General features: G+C 68.4%; 15 protein-coding genes. 6 read left to right on the forward strand and 9 right to left on the reverse strand.

The window, feature by feature from the left end:
• Positions 1 to 43: 43 nt before the first annotated feature.
• The 5 genes from E6C64_RS17715 to E6C64_RS17735 all read right to left on the reverse strand — a co-directional run bounded on the left by E6C64_RS17715 (position 44) and on the right by E6C64_RS17735 (position 4373).
• Entirely contained in the window at positions 44 to 1348 is a 1305-nt protein-coding gene (locus E6C64_RS17715) for an MFS transporter (RefSeq protein ID WP_136429001.1), read from the reverse strand.
• On the reverse strand, positions 1345 to 1779 hold the full coding sequence (locus tag E6C64_RS17720) for a MarR family winged helix-turn-helix transcriptional regulator (RefSeq protein WP_136429003.1): 435 nt from the start codon (positions 1777 to 1779) through the stop codon (positions 1345 to 1347). Before E6C64_RS17720 ends, E6C64_RS17715 begins: the two co-directional genes overlap by 4 nt.
• Positions 1780 to 1849: 70 nt before the next feature.
• Complete coding sequence (locus E6C64_RS17725; RefSeq protein WP_136429005.1) at positions 1850 to 2923, reverse strand: hypothetical protein; 1074 nt, start codon at positions 2921 to 2923, stop codon at positions 1850 to 1852.
• Between the two features lie 33 nt (positions 2924 to 2956).
• Entirely contained in the window at positions 2957 to 3211 is a 255-nt protein-coding gene (locus E6C64_RS17730) for a hypothetical protein (protein WP_233255709.1), read from the reverse strand.
• Positions 3212 to 3365: 154 nt separating this feature from the next.
• Positions 3366 to 4373: an aldo/keto reductase gene (locus E6C64_RS17735; protein WP_233255710.1), complete on the reverse strand. Its 1008-nt coding sequence runs from the start codon at positions 4371 to 4373 to the stop codon at positions 3366 to 3368.
• Between the two features lie 75 nt (positions 4374 to 4448).
• Between E6C64_RS17735 and msrA the strand changes: the two genes are divergently transcribed.
• From msrA to E6C64_RS17760, 5 genes are all read left to right on the forward strand, one after another.
• Positions 4449 to 4976, forward strand: coding sequence for a peptide-methionine (S)-S-oxide reductase MsrA (gene msrA, locus E6C64_RS17740; RefSeq protein ID WP_136429008.1), 528 nt, complete (start codon positions 4449 to 4451; stop codon positions 4974 to 4976).
• 186 nt (positions 4977 to 5162) lie between these two features.
• Positions 5163 to 5684: a single-stranded DNA-binding protein gene (locus E6C64_RS17745; protein WP_158437923.1), complete on the forward strand. Its 522-nt coding sequence runs from the start codon at positions 5163 to 5165 to the stop codon at positions 5682 to 5684.
• A 74-nt stretch (positions 5685 to 5758) separates the two neighbouring features.
• Positions 5759 to 6253, forward strand: a complete 495-nt coding sequence (locus E6C64_RS17750; RefSeq protein WP_136429012.1) for a DUF6993 domain-containing protein — start codon at positions 5759 to 5761, stop codon at positions 6251 to 6253.
• A gap of 91 nt (positions 6254 to 6344) precedes the next feature.
• Entirely contained in the window at positions 6345 to 8027 is a 1683-nt protein-coding gene (gene ettA, locus E6C64_RS17755; RefSeq protein ID WP_136429014.1) for an energy-dependent translational throttle protein EttA, read from the forward strand.
• Positions 8028 to 8121: 94 nt separating this feature from the next.
• Positions 8122 to 8604, forward strand: a complete 483-nt coding sequence (locus tag E6C64_RS17760) for an acyl-CoA thioesterase (protein ID WP_136429016.1) — start codon at positions 8122 to 8124, stop codon at positions 8602 to 8604.
• A 57-nt stretch (positions 8605 to 8661) separates the two neighbouring features.
• On the opposite strand, the gene E6C64_RS17765 is transcribed toward E6C64_RS17760, so the two are convergent.
• Positions 8662 to 9534, reverse strand: coding sequence for an acyl-CoA thioesterase (locus tag E6C64_RS17765; protein ID WP_199241089.1), 873 nt, complete (start codon positions 9532 to 9534; stop codon positions 8662 to 8664).
• A 99-nt stretch (positions 9535 to 9633) separates the two neighbouring features.
• On the opposite strand from E6C64_RS17765, the gene E6C64_RS17770 reads away from it, so the two are divergent.
• A complete protein-coding gene (locus E6C64_RS17770; protein ID WP_136429018.1) occupies positions 9634 to 10311 on the forward strand; it encodes a DUF8185 domain-containing protein in 678 nt (225 codons plus the stop codon).
• Between the two features lie 147 nt (positions 10312 to 10458).
• Here the strand turns inward: E6C64_RS17770 and E6C64_RS17775 are convergent, their stop codons facing one another.
• The 3 genes from E6C64_RS17775 to E6C64_RS17785 all read right to left on the reverse strand — a co-directional run bounded on the left by E6C64_RS17775 (position 10459) and on the right by E6C64_RS17785 (position 13744).
• Positions 10459 to 12120 (reverse strand): FAD-binding dehydrogenase, encoded by a 1662-nt coding sequence (locus E6C64_RS17775; RefSeq protein WP_136429020.1) that lies wholly within the window; start codon positions 12118 to 12120, stop codon positions 10459 to 10461.
• Between the two features lie 71 nt (positions 12121 to 12191).
• The gene (locus E6C64_RS17780) at positions 12192 to 12698 is read right to left on the reverse strand and encodes a globin (protein ID WP_136429022.1); all 507 of its coding nucleotides are present in this window, start codon (positions 12696 to 12698) and stop codon (positions 12192 to 12194) included.
• Complete coding sequence (locus E6C64_RS17785; protein WP_136429024.1) at positions 12695 to 13744, reverse strand: mechanosensitive ion channel family protein; 1050 nt, start codon at positions 13742 to 13744, stop codon at positions 12695 to 12697. Before E6C64_RS17785 ends, E6C64_RS17780 begins: the two co-directional genes overlap by 4 nt.
• Positions 13745 to 13825 lie beyond the last annotated feature (81 nt).

Raw genomic sequence — 13825 nt, forward strand, 5'->3', positions numbered from 1 at the left:
CCCACTTCTGGTCACAGACAGCGGGTCGCCATCGGCGAAGCCGTCAGGCGTCGCCGAGCGAGATGGCCCTGGCCTCCTCGAGTGCCGACTCCGGAGCGTGGTCCGCTGGCATGAGTGCACGGCGTCCGAGCAGGATCACGGCGGTCGCGGCGAGCACGGCGCCGCCGGCGAACAGATAGGGCGTCGCCGCGTCGAAGGCGTCGGCCAGCAGTGTGGCGGTGGGAGGCGCGATCGCTCCGCCGATGAAGCGCACTGCGGAGTACGACGATGACGCGACCACGCGCGGCAGGTCGGTGGCCTCCATGACGGTCTCGGTGAGCACGGTGTTCAGCACGCCGAGGACGAGCCCGCCGATCACGACCGCGACCACCAGCGCCACCTGACTGTCCACGAGGACACCGGCGGCGATCAGGTCGACCGCGAGCACGGGCAGGGCGACCGCGATGATCGACGGCCGCGCGAACCGCCGAGTGAGCAGCGGAGCCACCCAGACGGAGGTGATGGCCAGGCCGACACCCCAGCCGAAGAAGGTGAAGCCGATCCCGATCGCACCGAAGCCCAAGGGGAACGGCGTGTAGGCCAGGAGGATGAAGAAGCCGATGTTGTAGAGGAAGGCGGTGGCGGCGAGTACCGCGATCGCGGGCCGGCCCAGCGCCCTGAACGGAGCGGAGAACGGGATCGGCGATGCGTGGGTGCTCGCCGCGTCGCCGCGCAGCAGCACGAGGATCGCCACGAAGCCGACGGCCATGAGGGCGGCTGTGCCGAAGAACGGGCCGCGCCAGCTGATGCTGCCGAGCAGGCCGCCGAGCAGGGGGCCTATGGCGATGCCGAGACCCAGCGCCGCCTCGTAGAGGACGATCGCCGCCGAGCTGCCGCCCGATGCGGCTCCGACGATCGTGGCCAGCGCTGTGGAGATGAAGAGCGCGTTGCCCAGTCCCCATCCCGCGCGGAACCCGATGACCGCCTCGACGTTGCCGCTGATGGCGGCGAGGAGTGCGAAGGCGACGATCAGCGCCAGGCCGATCAGCAGCGTCTTCTTGGCGCCGATCCGCGAGGAGATGAAACTCGTGACGAGCATCGCGAGACCGGTGACCAGAAGGTAGCTGGTGAAGAGCAGCTCGGTCTCGGTGGGCGTCGCGTCGAGGTCGGCCGCGATGGTCGGAAGGATCGGGTCCACCAGTCCTATGCCCATGAAGGCGACGACGCAGGCGAAGGCGACGGCCCAGACCTGCCGGGGCTGGCGGAGCAGGCTCGGGTGTCCCGTGGCTTCCTTGGGGTCGGGCCGCGGCGCGGTGTTCTGTGGGACAGCGCTGCGCGCCGCTCGGCCTGACCGGGTTGGAGCAGTCATGCGGCGACCTCCGACACGGAGATGTGGCGTTCGAGGATCGACGCGACGGCGCGCATGGCCGCCCAGTCATCGGCCGTGAGGTCGGAGAACAGGGGAGCGGCGGATTCGGCGACCTGCTGGAGCCAGGTGTTCAGAGCGTTCTGGCCCTTCGGGGTGATCGCGATGAGCCAGGCCCGGGCGTCGTCCACGTCGGCGATTCGACGGATGAGATCCTCTGCGGCCAGGTTCTGGACGATCTTCGTCATGGTGGGCTGAGCGACCCGACTCGCGGCGGCGAGCTCGCCGATCCGCATGGGGCCGTCATTGATGAGGATCGACAGTGTCCGCCAGACCGCGGGCGAGGTGCCGTTTCCGGTGTGCTGCGCGGCGATCCGGGTGAGGCGATGCGCAGAGATGATCAGGGATTGCAGGGTGTCGACTGATTCGTTCACGTTCCACAACTATAGCCGAACTATATAGCTGCGCTATGCAAAATCCCGAATTTGCCGTGGCGGCGTCGGATCAGTCCTCCGAGCCCCGCGGACGCCCGAAGGCGGCCGGGATGGGAGGTGCGTATGGCTCGTCGGTAGGGCGCTCGACTGCGCCCGGCTCCTCGTCGGCATCGTGGATCTGCTGGGGGAGCGACGGGCGGAGCGGCCGCGTGCCGATCGGAGGCATCACCGACGTCACCTGGGTCTGATCGTCATCGCTCGAGGCGAGCAGGCGAGGGTTCACGGACGTCCCGCCGCCCGCATCGACATTGTCGTCGAGCCTTGCCGCGGAGGAGTAGCTCCTGTCCGGGCGCACGGGCTCGGGGTGGGCAGACTCGGAGCGGACGGCTTCGGGCCGGACGGCTTCTGGACGAACGGGTTCTGGGCGTCGGAAGGGTTGGGTCGGCCGCACGGGTGCGAAGGCGGGCGAGGGCTCGCCGTCGGCGACCGGGACCGGGTCGGGCACCAGCGTGGGCCCCGACGGCGGAATCGGAACGGGCGCCGGCGCCGTCACGACGGGTGTCGCGGCCGAATCGTCGAGGCGCGGAGCCGGGTTCTGCTGGGCGGCCCAGGCATCCTGCTCCTGCTGCAGCAGCTGATCCTCGCGGGAGCGGTCCTCGCTCCAACGGGCGAGGTCGCGCTCGAAGATCTTGCGCGCGCGCCGGGGGTTGCTCTCCCAGTCGATGAGGCGGTCGCGGAACTCCGCGAGCGGGGCGTCGAACTGCAGGGTGAAGGTCGCGGATGCACGCTTGAACTCGCGGATCTCGTGGCCGGCCCAATTGGCCGCGACCGATGCGCCCGGGATGGGCAGCATCCTCAGCTGCACGTCGGCAGCACCCATCGACCGATCGGCCGCCAGCTGCTCGTTGGGCAGCAGTGAATGCCAGACCGACGCCTGCCGGGCGCTGTCCAGCAGGCCGATGACAGCAGACGCCTTCAATTCCCGGTCGTGGCTGCGCATGAGGCGCTTGATGCTGCCGCGAGCGATCGCCGTCGCGATGATCCCGGACACCAGGATGGCGACGAAGGGGATCACCGCTCCGAGGAGCACGGTCTGTCCTGCCGGTGAATAGAACCAGTCGACGAAATCGTTCCACCACTGCATGGCAGGGACTATACCTTCGGTGTCGCGCGCTGCTCAGGAGAACCGCAGGCAGTCGACCGCATCGTCGAACGACCAGAATTCGCCGGCCGCGACGAACGAGCGGCCGGTGGATGCGAGCCTCTTGGCCTGGAACCGCGGCAGTGCGCCGTTCTCGATGTGCTCGACGTAGCCGAGCACCTGGCCGCTGTCACGGGTGATCCGCCAGAGCCCGTTGTTGAGCTGAGTGCATGACACGCCGCGACGGGGAAGCGCGGTGCGGACGGCGTCGGCGGCAATCGTGGTGGTCATGTCTGTCCTCTCGTTCCGCAGCCGGCCCTGCGCATCTGATCTGTGCTTCAGACGCTAGGACGACCCTCCGACATGCCCTCCGACGGCATGGATGGCGGATAGTGAGCGGCAGACGTGCGCGATGCGCGGGCCGATCCCCGCTGATCGCGGCTGCTCAGCGCAAGCCGGTGCCGTGGACGGCGAACTCGTCGATCGCAGCAAGCTCATCGTCAGTGAGCGGCGCGGCGTCGAGGGCGCCCAGATTCTGATCCAGCTGCTGCGTGCTCGACGCGCCGATCAGCGCCGACGTGACCTGCGGCTGGCGCAGCACCCAGGCCAGCGCGAGCTGGGCGAGAGTCTGTCCGCGGTCCTGCGCGATCGCATTGAGGCCGCGTGCGCGCGCGAGGTACGTCTCGTCGATCCTGTCCTCCGACAGGAAGACGCTCGTGGCGGCCCGTGAGTCGCTCGGGATGTCACCGCCGAGGTAGCGGTCGGTCAGCATGCCCTGCGCCAGTGGCGAGAAGACGATCGAGCCGATCCCCTGCTCTTCGAGCACGGGGAACAGTCCCTCCTCGATGTGCCGGTCGAACATCGAGTAGCGGGGCTGGTGGATGAGCAGGTGGATGCCGCGGGAGGACAGCTCCTTCGCCATGGCCGTCGTCTGCTCGGGGCTGTAGTTGGAGATGCCGACGTAGAGGGCACGTCCGCTGGTCACCGCGGTCTCGAGCGCGCTCGCGGTCTCCGCGATGGGCGTGTTCGGGTCGGGTCGGTGGTGGTAGAAGATGTCGACGTAGTCGAGGCCCATCCGCTTCAGGCTCGCGTCGAGCGAGTTGAGGAGGTACTTGCGGGAACCCCAGTCACCGTAGGGGCCCTCCTGCATGCTGTAGCCGGCCTTCGTCGAGATGACCAGATCGTCGCGGTGCGCGGTGAAGTCCTCGCTGAAGATCCGGCCGAAGTTGGTCTCCGCCGATCCGGGAGGCGGACCGTAGTTGTTGGCCAGATCGAAGTGGGTGATCCCACGGTCGTAGGCGCGGCGCAGGATCGCGCGCTGCGAGTCGATGCTGCGCTCGTCGCCGAAGTTGTGCCAGAGGCCGAGCGACAGGGGCGGCAGCATCAGGCCGCTCCGACCGGTGCGTCGGTATTCGAGCTGCTGGTAACGATCGGCTGCGGCGCTGTAGTTCACTGTTCAATGGTAGTGACGAGCGCGACGTCCCATCGCCCAGGGAACGCACCGCTCGCGGAGCAGAGGAGCAGGCATATGGAGACGTTCGTACTGGCCGGAGGGTGCTTCTGGTGCCTGGACGCGGTCTATCGGGACCTGGTGGGCGTATCCGACGTGGTGTCGGGATACACCGGAGGTTCGGCGATCAGCCCCACCTACGAGCAGGTCTGCACGGGATCCACGGGACACGCGGAGGCGGTCGCCGTCACCTTCGATCCCGATGTCATCCCGCGGCAGGTCATCCTCGACGTCTTCTTCACCCTGCACGACCCGCGTCAGCTCAACCGCCAGGGGAATGATGTCGGAACGCAGTACCGATCGGCGATGTTCTACGCCGACGAGGAGCAGCGGGAGCTCTTCCAGGCGGCCATCGACAAGGCCGCCGATCTGTGGGACGGCACCATCGTGACCCAGCTCGAGCCGCTAGGGGAGTACTACCCCGCAGAGGACTACCACCAGGACTTCTTCGCCAAGAATCCCAACCAGGGCTACTGCCTCGCGGTGGCCGTGCCCAAGGTCAACAAGGTCCGCCGCAGCTATGCCGAGTACGTCAAGGCCGCCTAGCGCACCATGCGCTCACAGTCGAAGCCGGCATCGGGTTGTCCACCGATGTCGGCTTCGGCCGTTCCCGGCCGGTCCATTCCGCGGATCCTTCTCGGAGAGAGCGGTCCGGTGAATCCGGCACGAGACATCGGACCGCCCTCGATCGAGCACCGCGCGTCGACCGCGCGGACGAGGAGGAGAGCGGACATGAACGACAGCATTTCCATCAGCGGACGAGCGGGTGCCGACCCGACCTTCACGACCACCGCGAGGGGCCTCGAGGTGGCCTCGTTCAGCGTCGCCACCGACTATCTGCGCCGCGGCGCAGACGGCCAGCTCGACAAGCAGAGCAAGCAGACCAACTGGTACCGCGTAGTCGCGTTCGGGCAGCTCGCCGCGGGCGTCGCGTCCGCGGTGCGCAAGGGTCGCACCGTGATCGTCTCGGGCCGGGTGCGCATCGCCGACTGGGAGAATCCCGACGGCCGCAAGGGAACGAACGTGGAGATCATCGCCGAGAGCGTCGGGATCGATCTGAAGTGGTTCAACGGACCGGTCACGCCGCCTGCGGCTCCTGCCCGCACAGCACCGCCCGAGCAGCCGTCGACCACGGCGTCGGATGGCTCGTCCCCAGCCGAGGGGTCCTCCGACGTGGCGTCGTCGGCGGATGCCTGGTTCAATCCCGCAGTCGGCCGCGAGGCCGAGATGGCCGACGCCGACGCCCCGTTCTGATCGCCCGCGTCGATCAGGGCCTCTGGCGCAGCGGTCCGCCTAGACTTCGGCGGAGTCGATGGGGGAGCGTCAGCATGGCGACGGGACACAACTGGATGCGCGGCGCGGCGCGCGGCGCACTGGCGTCGGTGCTCCTGGCTGCAGGGCTGGCAGGCTGCTCGGCCATGGGGCCTGCCGGCCCGGCCGAGACCGCTGCCGTCTCCGCCCAGCCGACCGCCGCGCCGACGCCTGTCGACACAACACCCGTGCTCGACCCGGCTGGAACGGCGGAGGGCAATCTCGCCTTCTTCGACTACGTCAACGAACAGGTGCTCGTCGCCGATCCGGCTCCCGACGGAGCGCAGTTCACCGCGGCGCTCGCCGCGGCGGGTTTCGATACGGCGGCGATGGAGCTCACGCCCGACCGCACGGCGGTGGATCTCGAGGCCGCGTCGGTGCAGTTCTCCGTCCGGCTGGCCGACGGCTGTCTGATCGGCCAGTGGGGCAGCGGGGTCGGCTATCACTCGCTCGTCACTGCCGTGCTGTCCTCCGGGCGATGCCTCATCGGCTCCGACCGTCCCGCCGGCTGAGGCTCCCTTGTTCGCAGTGGCAGGGGTGACGGCGACCGAGCGGGGTGTGCACGACAGCGGCGAGGTCGTGCCGCCCAAATAGGATTGGGCCATGGCCGAATACATCTATTCCATGGTCCGCGCGCGCAAGGCGCACGGCGACAAGGTGATCCTCGACGATGTGACGATGGCCTTCCTGCCCGGCGCCAAGATCGGCGTCGTCGGGCCGAACGGTGCCGGAAAGTCCACCATCCTGCGCATCATGGCGGGCCTCGACATCCCGAGCAACGGCGAGGCCAAGCTGTCACCGGGATACACCGTCGGATTTCTCGAGCAGGAGCCTCAGCTCGACGAGAGCGCCACCGTGCTCGAGAACGTGCAGCAGGGCGTCGCCGAGACCAAGGGCAAGCTCGATCGCTTCAACGAGATCAGCGCCGCGCTCGCCGATCCCGACGCCGACTTCGACACTCTGCTGGCCGAGATGGGCGTGCTGCAGGAGGCGATCGACGCCTCCGACGCCTGGGACCTCGACTCCCAGCTCGAGCAGGCCATGGATGCCCTGCGGACGCCGCCGGGCGACGCCATCGTCAGCAACCTCTCGGGTGGTGAGAAGCGCCGCGTCGCTCTCTGCAAGCTGCTGCTGCAGAAGCCCGACCTGCTGCTGCTCGACGAGCCGACCAACCACCTCGACGCCGAGAGCGTGCAGTGGCTCGAGCAGCATCTCGCGAAGTACCCCGGCGCCGTCCTCGCCGTCACTCACGATCGGTACTTCCTCGACAACGTCGCGGAGTGGATCGCCGAGGTCGACCGCGGACGTCTCTACCCCTACGAGGGCAACTACTCGACCTATCTCGAGAAGAAGCAGGAGCGCCTCAAGGTCCAGGGCAAGAAGGACGCCAAGCTGTCACGTCGACTCGCGGACGAGCTCGACTGGGTCCGATCGAACTCGAAGGGCCGCCAGACCAAGTCGAAGGCGCGCCTCGCTCGCTACGAGGAGATGGTGACGGAGGCCGAGAAGACGCGCAAGCTCGACTTCGAGGAGATCCAGATCCCGGTCGGCCCACGACTCGGCTCGCAGGTCATCGACGCCAGCAAGCTCGAGAAGGGATTCGAGGGCCGCCAGCTCATCGACGGCCTCTCCTTCACCCTGCCCCGCAACGGCATCGTCGGAGTAATCGGCCCCAACGGAGTCGGCAAGACCACGCTGTTCAAGACCATCGTGGGCCTCGAGCCGCTCGACGGCGGAACGCTCAAGATCGGTGACACGGTCGACATCTCCTACGTCGACCAGAACCGCGGCGGCATCGACCCCAAGAAGTCACTCTGGGAGGTCGTCTCCGACGGGCTCGACTACATCCAGGTCGGCAAGACCGAGATCCCGTCGCGGGCCTACGTCTCGACGTTCGGATTCAAGGGACCCGATCAGCAGAAGGCGGCCGGCGTGCTGTCCGGTGGGGAGCGCAACAGGCTCAATCTGGCCCTCACCCTCAAGCAGGGCGGCAACCTGCTGCTGCTCGACGAGCCGACGAATGACCTCGACGTCGAGACCCTCGGCAGCCTCGAGAACGCGCTGCTCGAGTTCCCCGGCTGCGCGGTGGTCATCACCCACGATCGGTGGTTCCTCGACCGGATCGCGACCCACATCCTCGCCTACGAGGGCACCGAGGAGAATCCGGCCCACTGGTACTGGTTCGAGGGCAACTTCGACTCCTACGAGCAGAACAAGATCGAGCGCCTCGGCATCGATGCGGCTCGTCCCAGCCGGTCCACGTACCGCAAGCTCACCCGCAGCTAGCCGCCGAGCTGCCCAGTTCTGCTGCTCGGGATGCGTTCCAGGCGGCAGAACCGGGCAGTTCGGTGCGGATCTGCGCTTCCCCGAGAGGCATGCCGTGCGCCTGCACGTTCCCGTCCGACTGCGCTGGTCGGACTTCGACGCCTATCAGCACGTCAACAACGCCGAGATGCTGCGCCTGCTCGAAGAGGCGCGCATCGAGGCGTTCTGGGCGACCGACGATCCCGCCTCGAATTCCGAGCTCGCCGTCATCGACGGCCGACCCGGCTCGCCGACCATCTCGCTGATCGCACGCCAGGAGGTCGAGTACCTGCTACCGATCCCGTATCAGCGCACTCCGCTCGACATCGAGCTGTGGATCGGACGGCTCGGGGGAGCCAGTCTGCAGATCTGCTACGAGATCTACTCCGCCATCCCCGACGAGTCGGAGGGCGCCCCCGTCCGCTCGCTCTTCGCGAAGGCGTCGTCCACGCTGGTCATGGTCGATGCGGCGAATGGGAAGCCGCAGCGCATCAGCGACCTCGCGCGCACCGCCTGGGCGCCCTACGTCGAGGACCAGATCGAGTTCGACCGCCGCTAGCAGGCTCCTGGTCCCTGTACCGCTTCTGTCCTGCTGCCGCTTCTGCGGATGGAGCGATCAGTCGGCGTGCGGGACGCGCACCATGCCCTCCTGGGCGACGCTCGCCACCAGGATGCCGTCGCGGGTGTAGATCCGGCCGACCGAGAGGCCGCGTCCGCCGCTCGCGCTCGGCGACTCCTGCACGTACAGCAGCCATTCGTCGACCCGGGCGAACCGATGCCACCACATGCCGTGATCGAGGCTGGCAACGCGGATGCCGGGGGTGCCCCACGAGATGCCATGCCGGCGCTGGATGGGCTCGAGGATCGAGTAGTCGCTGGCGTAGGCGAGCGCAGCCCGGTGCAGGTTCGGGTCGTCGGGCAGGCGTCCGATCGCCCGCATCCAGATCGACTGGTGCGCCACGCGGTTCCCGTCCACCGAGAGGTAGATCGGCGACTCGAGGTGGCGGAGGTCGAACGGGCGCTCCTCTGCCCAGAACTTCGCCACCTGGTGGTCGACGCCGGCGAGGACCTCCGCCGTGCTCGGCAGCGATTCGGGATCGGCGAGATCCGCGGGCATCTCGATCTGGTGGTCGAGCCCGTCGTCCTGGGTCTGGAACGACGCGATCATCGACAGGATCGGCTGACCGTTCTGGTACGCCTGCGTGCGCCGCGTGGAGAAGGAGCGCCCGTCGTGGATCCGATCCACGGAGAAAGTGATGGGCAGCTTCACGTCTCCGGGGCGCAGGAAGTAGCCGTGCATGGAGTGCACGACCCGATCCTCTTCCGTGGTCCGGATCGCCGCGAGCAGCGACTGGGCGAGCACCTGACCGCCGAAGACCCGACCGAGCGGACTCCACTGCGAAGGCCCGGTGAAGATGTCCTCGTTCGTGCGGGCACCGGTGTCGGTGAGATCGAGAGCGGCGAGGAATGACGCCAGCGGATCGGGCACGGGATCTCCTCGCAGCGGTGAGCGATTCTCAGGCGAAGGACCGATGCCGAGCCCTTGCCCGCTCGAAGCCCGCGCCCCGCCTGTAGTTTAGACAGACTGATGAGCCGATCCTTCACCCTCGTGGACACGCCATCCCTCGACGATCTGTCGGTCTACCTCGGCCGCGCGGGCCGAGTGGAGGGTGGTTCCGTGCGCATGATCGCCGCCGCCGGGGTGCTCGCGGTCTACTCCGCGATTCTCTATCCCGCCGGGCTGCTCGACGACAGCCCGACCGTCCTGGGGCTTCGCACCTTCGCGCTGACCGACCGGGTGGCGTTCGATGTGGTCGTGCCGGTCCGATCCCTGCTGGATCGGGTGACCCGCGCGCGCGAATCGAGTGACACGCTGATATCCGTCGCGCTGCCCACCGAGGTCAGCACCGTGACCTGGGCGGGCATCTCACCGCCGCGCTCCGGGTGGAAGCGCGTCGGCGAGACCGATGCCACGACACTGGTGGCCGTCGGCAAGGCGGGAATCGATGAGGTCGGCACCGCGGTGCCGAGCGCCGTCGGCGAGCAGATCGTGCGCCGCGTGCGCTCCGAGGTCTGGGGCCGCCCGATCCCCGGGCTCGACGCGATCCCGTCGGGCGCGGCCTTCGCCGCCTTCAGTCTCGGCTTCGTCGCCGAAGACGTCGACGAAGAGGTCCCCGTCTTCGAGGCCGGCCCCTGGTCCCGCCTCACGTCGTCCCGCGGTCACGTCCTGGTCCGCCGCCGCGCCTGGTCCCTCCTCGGCACCTAGCTCGTCCAAGCCTCCTTTACGGATCCGGAGTTCTTTCACGGATCCGGAGATCTGGGCCGAAAAGTGGTGAGCTGCCCACTCCTGCGGTCCGCAACGCCGTGTTCCGTCGGATGATCCGGATCGGCGCAACATCTCCGGGTCCGTGAGTCAGAGTCCAGCCATCGCGCGTCCGGCGACGCGGCCCGAGAAGAGGCAGCCGCCGAGGAAAGTCCCCTCGAGCGAGCGGTAGCCGTGCATCCCGCCGCCGCCGAAGCCGCTGGCCTCGCCCGCCGCGAAGAGTCCGGGGACGGTCCGTCCGTCGGGCCCGAGCACCCGGCCGGACAGATCGGTCTCCAGCCCGCCGAGGCTCTTGCGGGTCAGCACATGCAGGCGCACCGCGATGAGCGGCCCAGCCTTCGGATCGAGGAGCTGATGGGGCGATGCGACGCGGATCAGTCGGTCGCCGAGGTACTTGCGTGCACCGCGGATGGCGGTCACCTGGGCGTCCTTCGTGAAGTCGTTGACGATCTCGCGATCGCGCGCGCGGATCTCCCGCTCCACCAGCTCGCCGTCGAGCCGCACCGACGGCTCGAGCGCCTGCATGCCGCTGATCAGCTGCTCGATCGATCCGGCGACCACGAAGTCCGGTCCGCGCTCCTTGAACAGCTCGACAGGAGCAGGAGCGCCCTTGCCGATCCGAGACGCGAGGAGCCGGAGGTCCTTGCCGGTGAGGTCGGGATTCTGCTCGCTGCCCGAGAGGGCGAACTCCTTCTCGATGATCTTCTGGGTCAGGATGAACCACGAATGCGCGTGGCCGGAACGGGCGATGTGCTCCAGAGTCGCCAGGGTGTCGAAGCCGGGAAACAGGGGTGCAGGCAGGCGACGCCCGGTGGCATCGAGCCAGAGGGAGGACGGCCCGGGCAGGATGCGGATGCCGTGCTGCGCCCACACCGGCGAGTGGTTGATGATGCCTTCGGTGTAGTGCCACATCCGGTCCTCGTTGACCGTGTGCCCGCCAGCCCGCTTCGCCAGCGCGATGCCCCGGCCGTCGACCGACGCGGGGACGCCGGACAGCATGCCGGCGGGGGGAGCTCCGAGGCGGCTGGGCCAGGCGGCGCGGACCAGATCGTGGTCGCCGCCGATGCCACCCGTAGTGACCAGGACTGCGGACGACCGGAACTCGAACTCGTCCACCACCTCGCGGCTGCTCGCGACGCCCCGCGCGACATCGTCTCGGGCCAGCACGGCTCCGCGAACGCCCACGACGGCGCCGCCCTCGACGATCAGCTCATCCACCCGGTGTCGGAAGCGCAACTCCGCGCTGGCGTCGTCGACCGCGCCTTGCACGCGCTCGAGGAAGGGGGCCAGCACGCCCGGGCCGGTGCCCCAGGTGACGTGGAAGCGCGGCACCGAGTTGCCGTGCGAGGTGGCGGTCTGACCGCCGCGCTCCGCCCAGCCGACGATCGGGAACCAGCGCACCCCCATCTCATGCAGCCAGGCGCGCTTCTCGCCACCCGCGAAGTCGAGGTAGGCCTCGGCCCACCGGCGCGGCCAGAGGTCCTCCTCGCGGTCGAAGTCGGCGCTGGCGAACCAGTCCTGATGCGCGAGCTCGGCGGAGTCGTGGATGCCCATCCGGCGCTGCTCGGGAGAGTCGATGAGGAACAGCCCGCCGAACGACCACCAGGCCTGGCCGCCGAGGCTCGCTTCGGGCTCCTGATCGAGGACGAGCACCCGCTTCCCTGCATGGATGAGCTCGGACGCGGCGACGAGCCCCGCGAGTCCTGCCCCAACGACGATCGCGTCGTACTCCGTACCGGTGGGGTTGCTCATCCGACCTCCTCGTCGTCCGCGGCTGGCGCAGACGTCAGGCTATCCCGGAGACCCGGCCAGATGGGGCGGGGTCAGTCGGCGAAGGAGTTGACCATGGCGAAGGCGGCACGCTCGAGGTAGGCCCAGAGGGTGGCGTCCTGGAGCGGAGGCAGGCGCAACGAGTCGACCGCCGTCCGCATGTGCTGGAGCCAGCGGTCGCGCTGAGCCGGCGTCACCACGAAGGGCGCATGCCGCATCCGCAGTCGCGGGTGCCCGTACATCTCGCTGTAGGTGCCGGGACCGCCCCAGTACTGCTCGAGGAAGCCCGTCAGGCGCTGGATGGCGCCCTCGAGGTCGGCCTCGGGGTACAGCGCGAGCAGCGGGGGATCCGAGGCGACACCTCGGTAGAACTCGCGCACGAGCTTCTCGAAGGTCGCGCGGCCGCCGACCTGCTCGTAGAAGTTGCCGTCCACCGGCTGCGCGGTGGGTCCGGCGCCGACGCGGATGGTGACAGGGGATGCGGTCGGCAGCGACGCCTCGACGTTCGCCGGGACGGAAGACGCCGACGCGGGCTGGTGCGGATCGGGCAGCTGGCTCATCGTTCGACCTGATCGCTCGGCGGGACGGGCTTGGTTCGGCGGGACCTCGTGGTCTTCGGCAGGACGGCCGCGCTCACGTGCGGAGCCTGGTTTTTGGTCGGCGCTGCCCGAGTCGATCCCGGCTCAATCGGCTTCGGGCTGCGTGCGCCCTTGACGCTGGCCGCACCTTCGAAGCCCGAGAGCACGACGGTGTTGAGCGAGGGCAGCTTGACGTTCATGTCGTCGAGCGAGCGCTTGAGCTGCATGCGCAGCTCGCGGGCGACGTCGTCCTTCGCGCTGGTGCGGGTCTTGATCACGATGCGGATGACAAGAGCCTCGGAGGAGATCGACTCCAGGCCCCAGATCTCGGGCCGCTCGAGCACGGATGACTTCCAGCGCTCGCTGTCGACGAGCTCGTTGGCCGTCGCGAGCATGCGATCCTGCACCGCATCGACATCGGCGTCGTAGGGGATCGCGAGGTCGATGATGACCCGTGCCCAGCCCTGCGACATGTTGCCGACGCGGGTGATCTCGCCGTTGCGGACGTACCAGAGCGTGCCGTTGACGTCGCGGATCTGGGTGATCCGAATCGCGACGCTCTCGACGACGCCGGTCGCCTGGCCCGTGTCGACGACATCGCCGACGCCGAGCTGATCCTCGATGACCATGAACAGGCCGTTGAGGACGTCCTTCACGATGTTCTGCGCGCCGAAGCCCAGACCGGCTCCCAATGCCGCCGTGATCAGGGAGAACGCACCGGTGATGCTGGGGTTGATCGCGGTGACGATCGACAGCACGGCCACGACGGTGATGACGACGGAGACGATATTGCCGAGGATCCCACCGAGCGTGCGGGTGCGCTGAACGATCCGGACGGCGCTCAGCGGCGACGCCGCGAGGGCCTGCGTGTCATCGGTGCGCTGGCGCTTCTTGACGCCGCTGACGATCTGATTGACGACCCGCTGGATCACGAAGTGCAGCACGATCCGCACGAGGACGGCGACGACGATGATCGAGGCGACTTCGATCGGCACGTGCCACGCCTTCCAGAACTCATCCCATGTCATAGGGCCCCCAGTCTATGAATCGGTTGTCGAGCGTCTCGGGCATATCGGATCGTCGGGCACGCTCACGATGACGTGCCCGAC

The sequence above is a fragment of the Naasia lichenicola genome (genome assembly GCF_004801885.1).
Lineage (GTDB): Bacteria > Actinomycetota > Actinomycetes > Actinomycetales > Microbacteriaceae > Naasia > Naasia lichenicola.

Bases quoted from the DNA above. Each gene is read 5' to 3' on its own strand.
- E6C64_RS17715 (WP_136429001.1), bottom strand. From the start codon at position 1,348: ATGACTGCTCCAACCCGGTCAGGCCGAGCGGCGCGCAGCGCTGTCCCA.
- E6C64_RS17725 (WP_136429005.1), bottom strand. From the start codon at position 2,923: ATGCAGTGGTGGAACGATTTCGTCGACTGGTTCTATTCACCGGCAGGA.
- E6C64_RS17730 (WP_233255709.1), bottom strand. From the start codon at position 3,211: ATGACCACCACGATTGCCGCCGACGCCGTCCGCACCGCGCTTCCCCGT.
- msrA (WP_136429008.1), top strand. From the start codon at position 4,449: ATGGAGACGTTCGTACTGGCCGGAGGGTGCTTCTGGTGCCTGGACGCG.
- E6C64_RS17745 (WP_158437923.1), top strand. From the start codon at position 5,163: ATGAACGACAGCATTTCCATCAGCGGACGAGCGGGTGCCGACCCGACC.
- E6C64_RS17750 (WP_136429012.1), top strand. From the start codon at position 5,759: ATGGCGACGGGACACAACTGGATGCGCGGCGCGGCGCGCGGCGCACTG.
- ettA (WP_136429014.1), top strand. From the start codon at position 6,345: ATGGCCGAATACATCTATTCCATGGTCCGCGCGCGCAAGGCGCACGGC.
- E6C64_RS17770 (WP_136429018.1), top strand. From the start codon at position 9,634: ATGAGCCGATCCTTCACCCTCGTGGACACGCCATCCCTCGACGATCTG.
- E6C64_RS17775 (WP_136429020.1), bottom strand. From the start codon at position 12,120: ATGAGCAACCCCACCGGTACGGAGTACGACGCGATCGTCGTTGGGGCA.
- E6C64_RS17780 (WP_136429022.1), bottom strand. From the start codon at position 12,698: ATGAGCCAGCTGCCCGATCCGCACCAGCCCGCGTCGGCGTCTTCCGTC.
- E6C64_RS17785 (WP_136429024.1), bottom strand. From the start codon at position 13,744: ATGACATGGGATGAGTTCTGGAAGGCGTGGCACGTGCCGATCGAAGTC.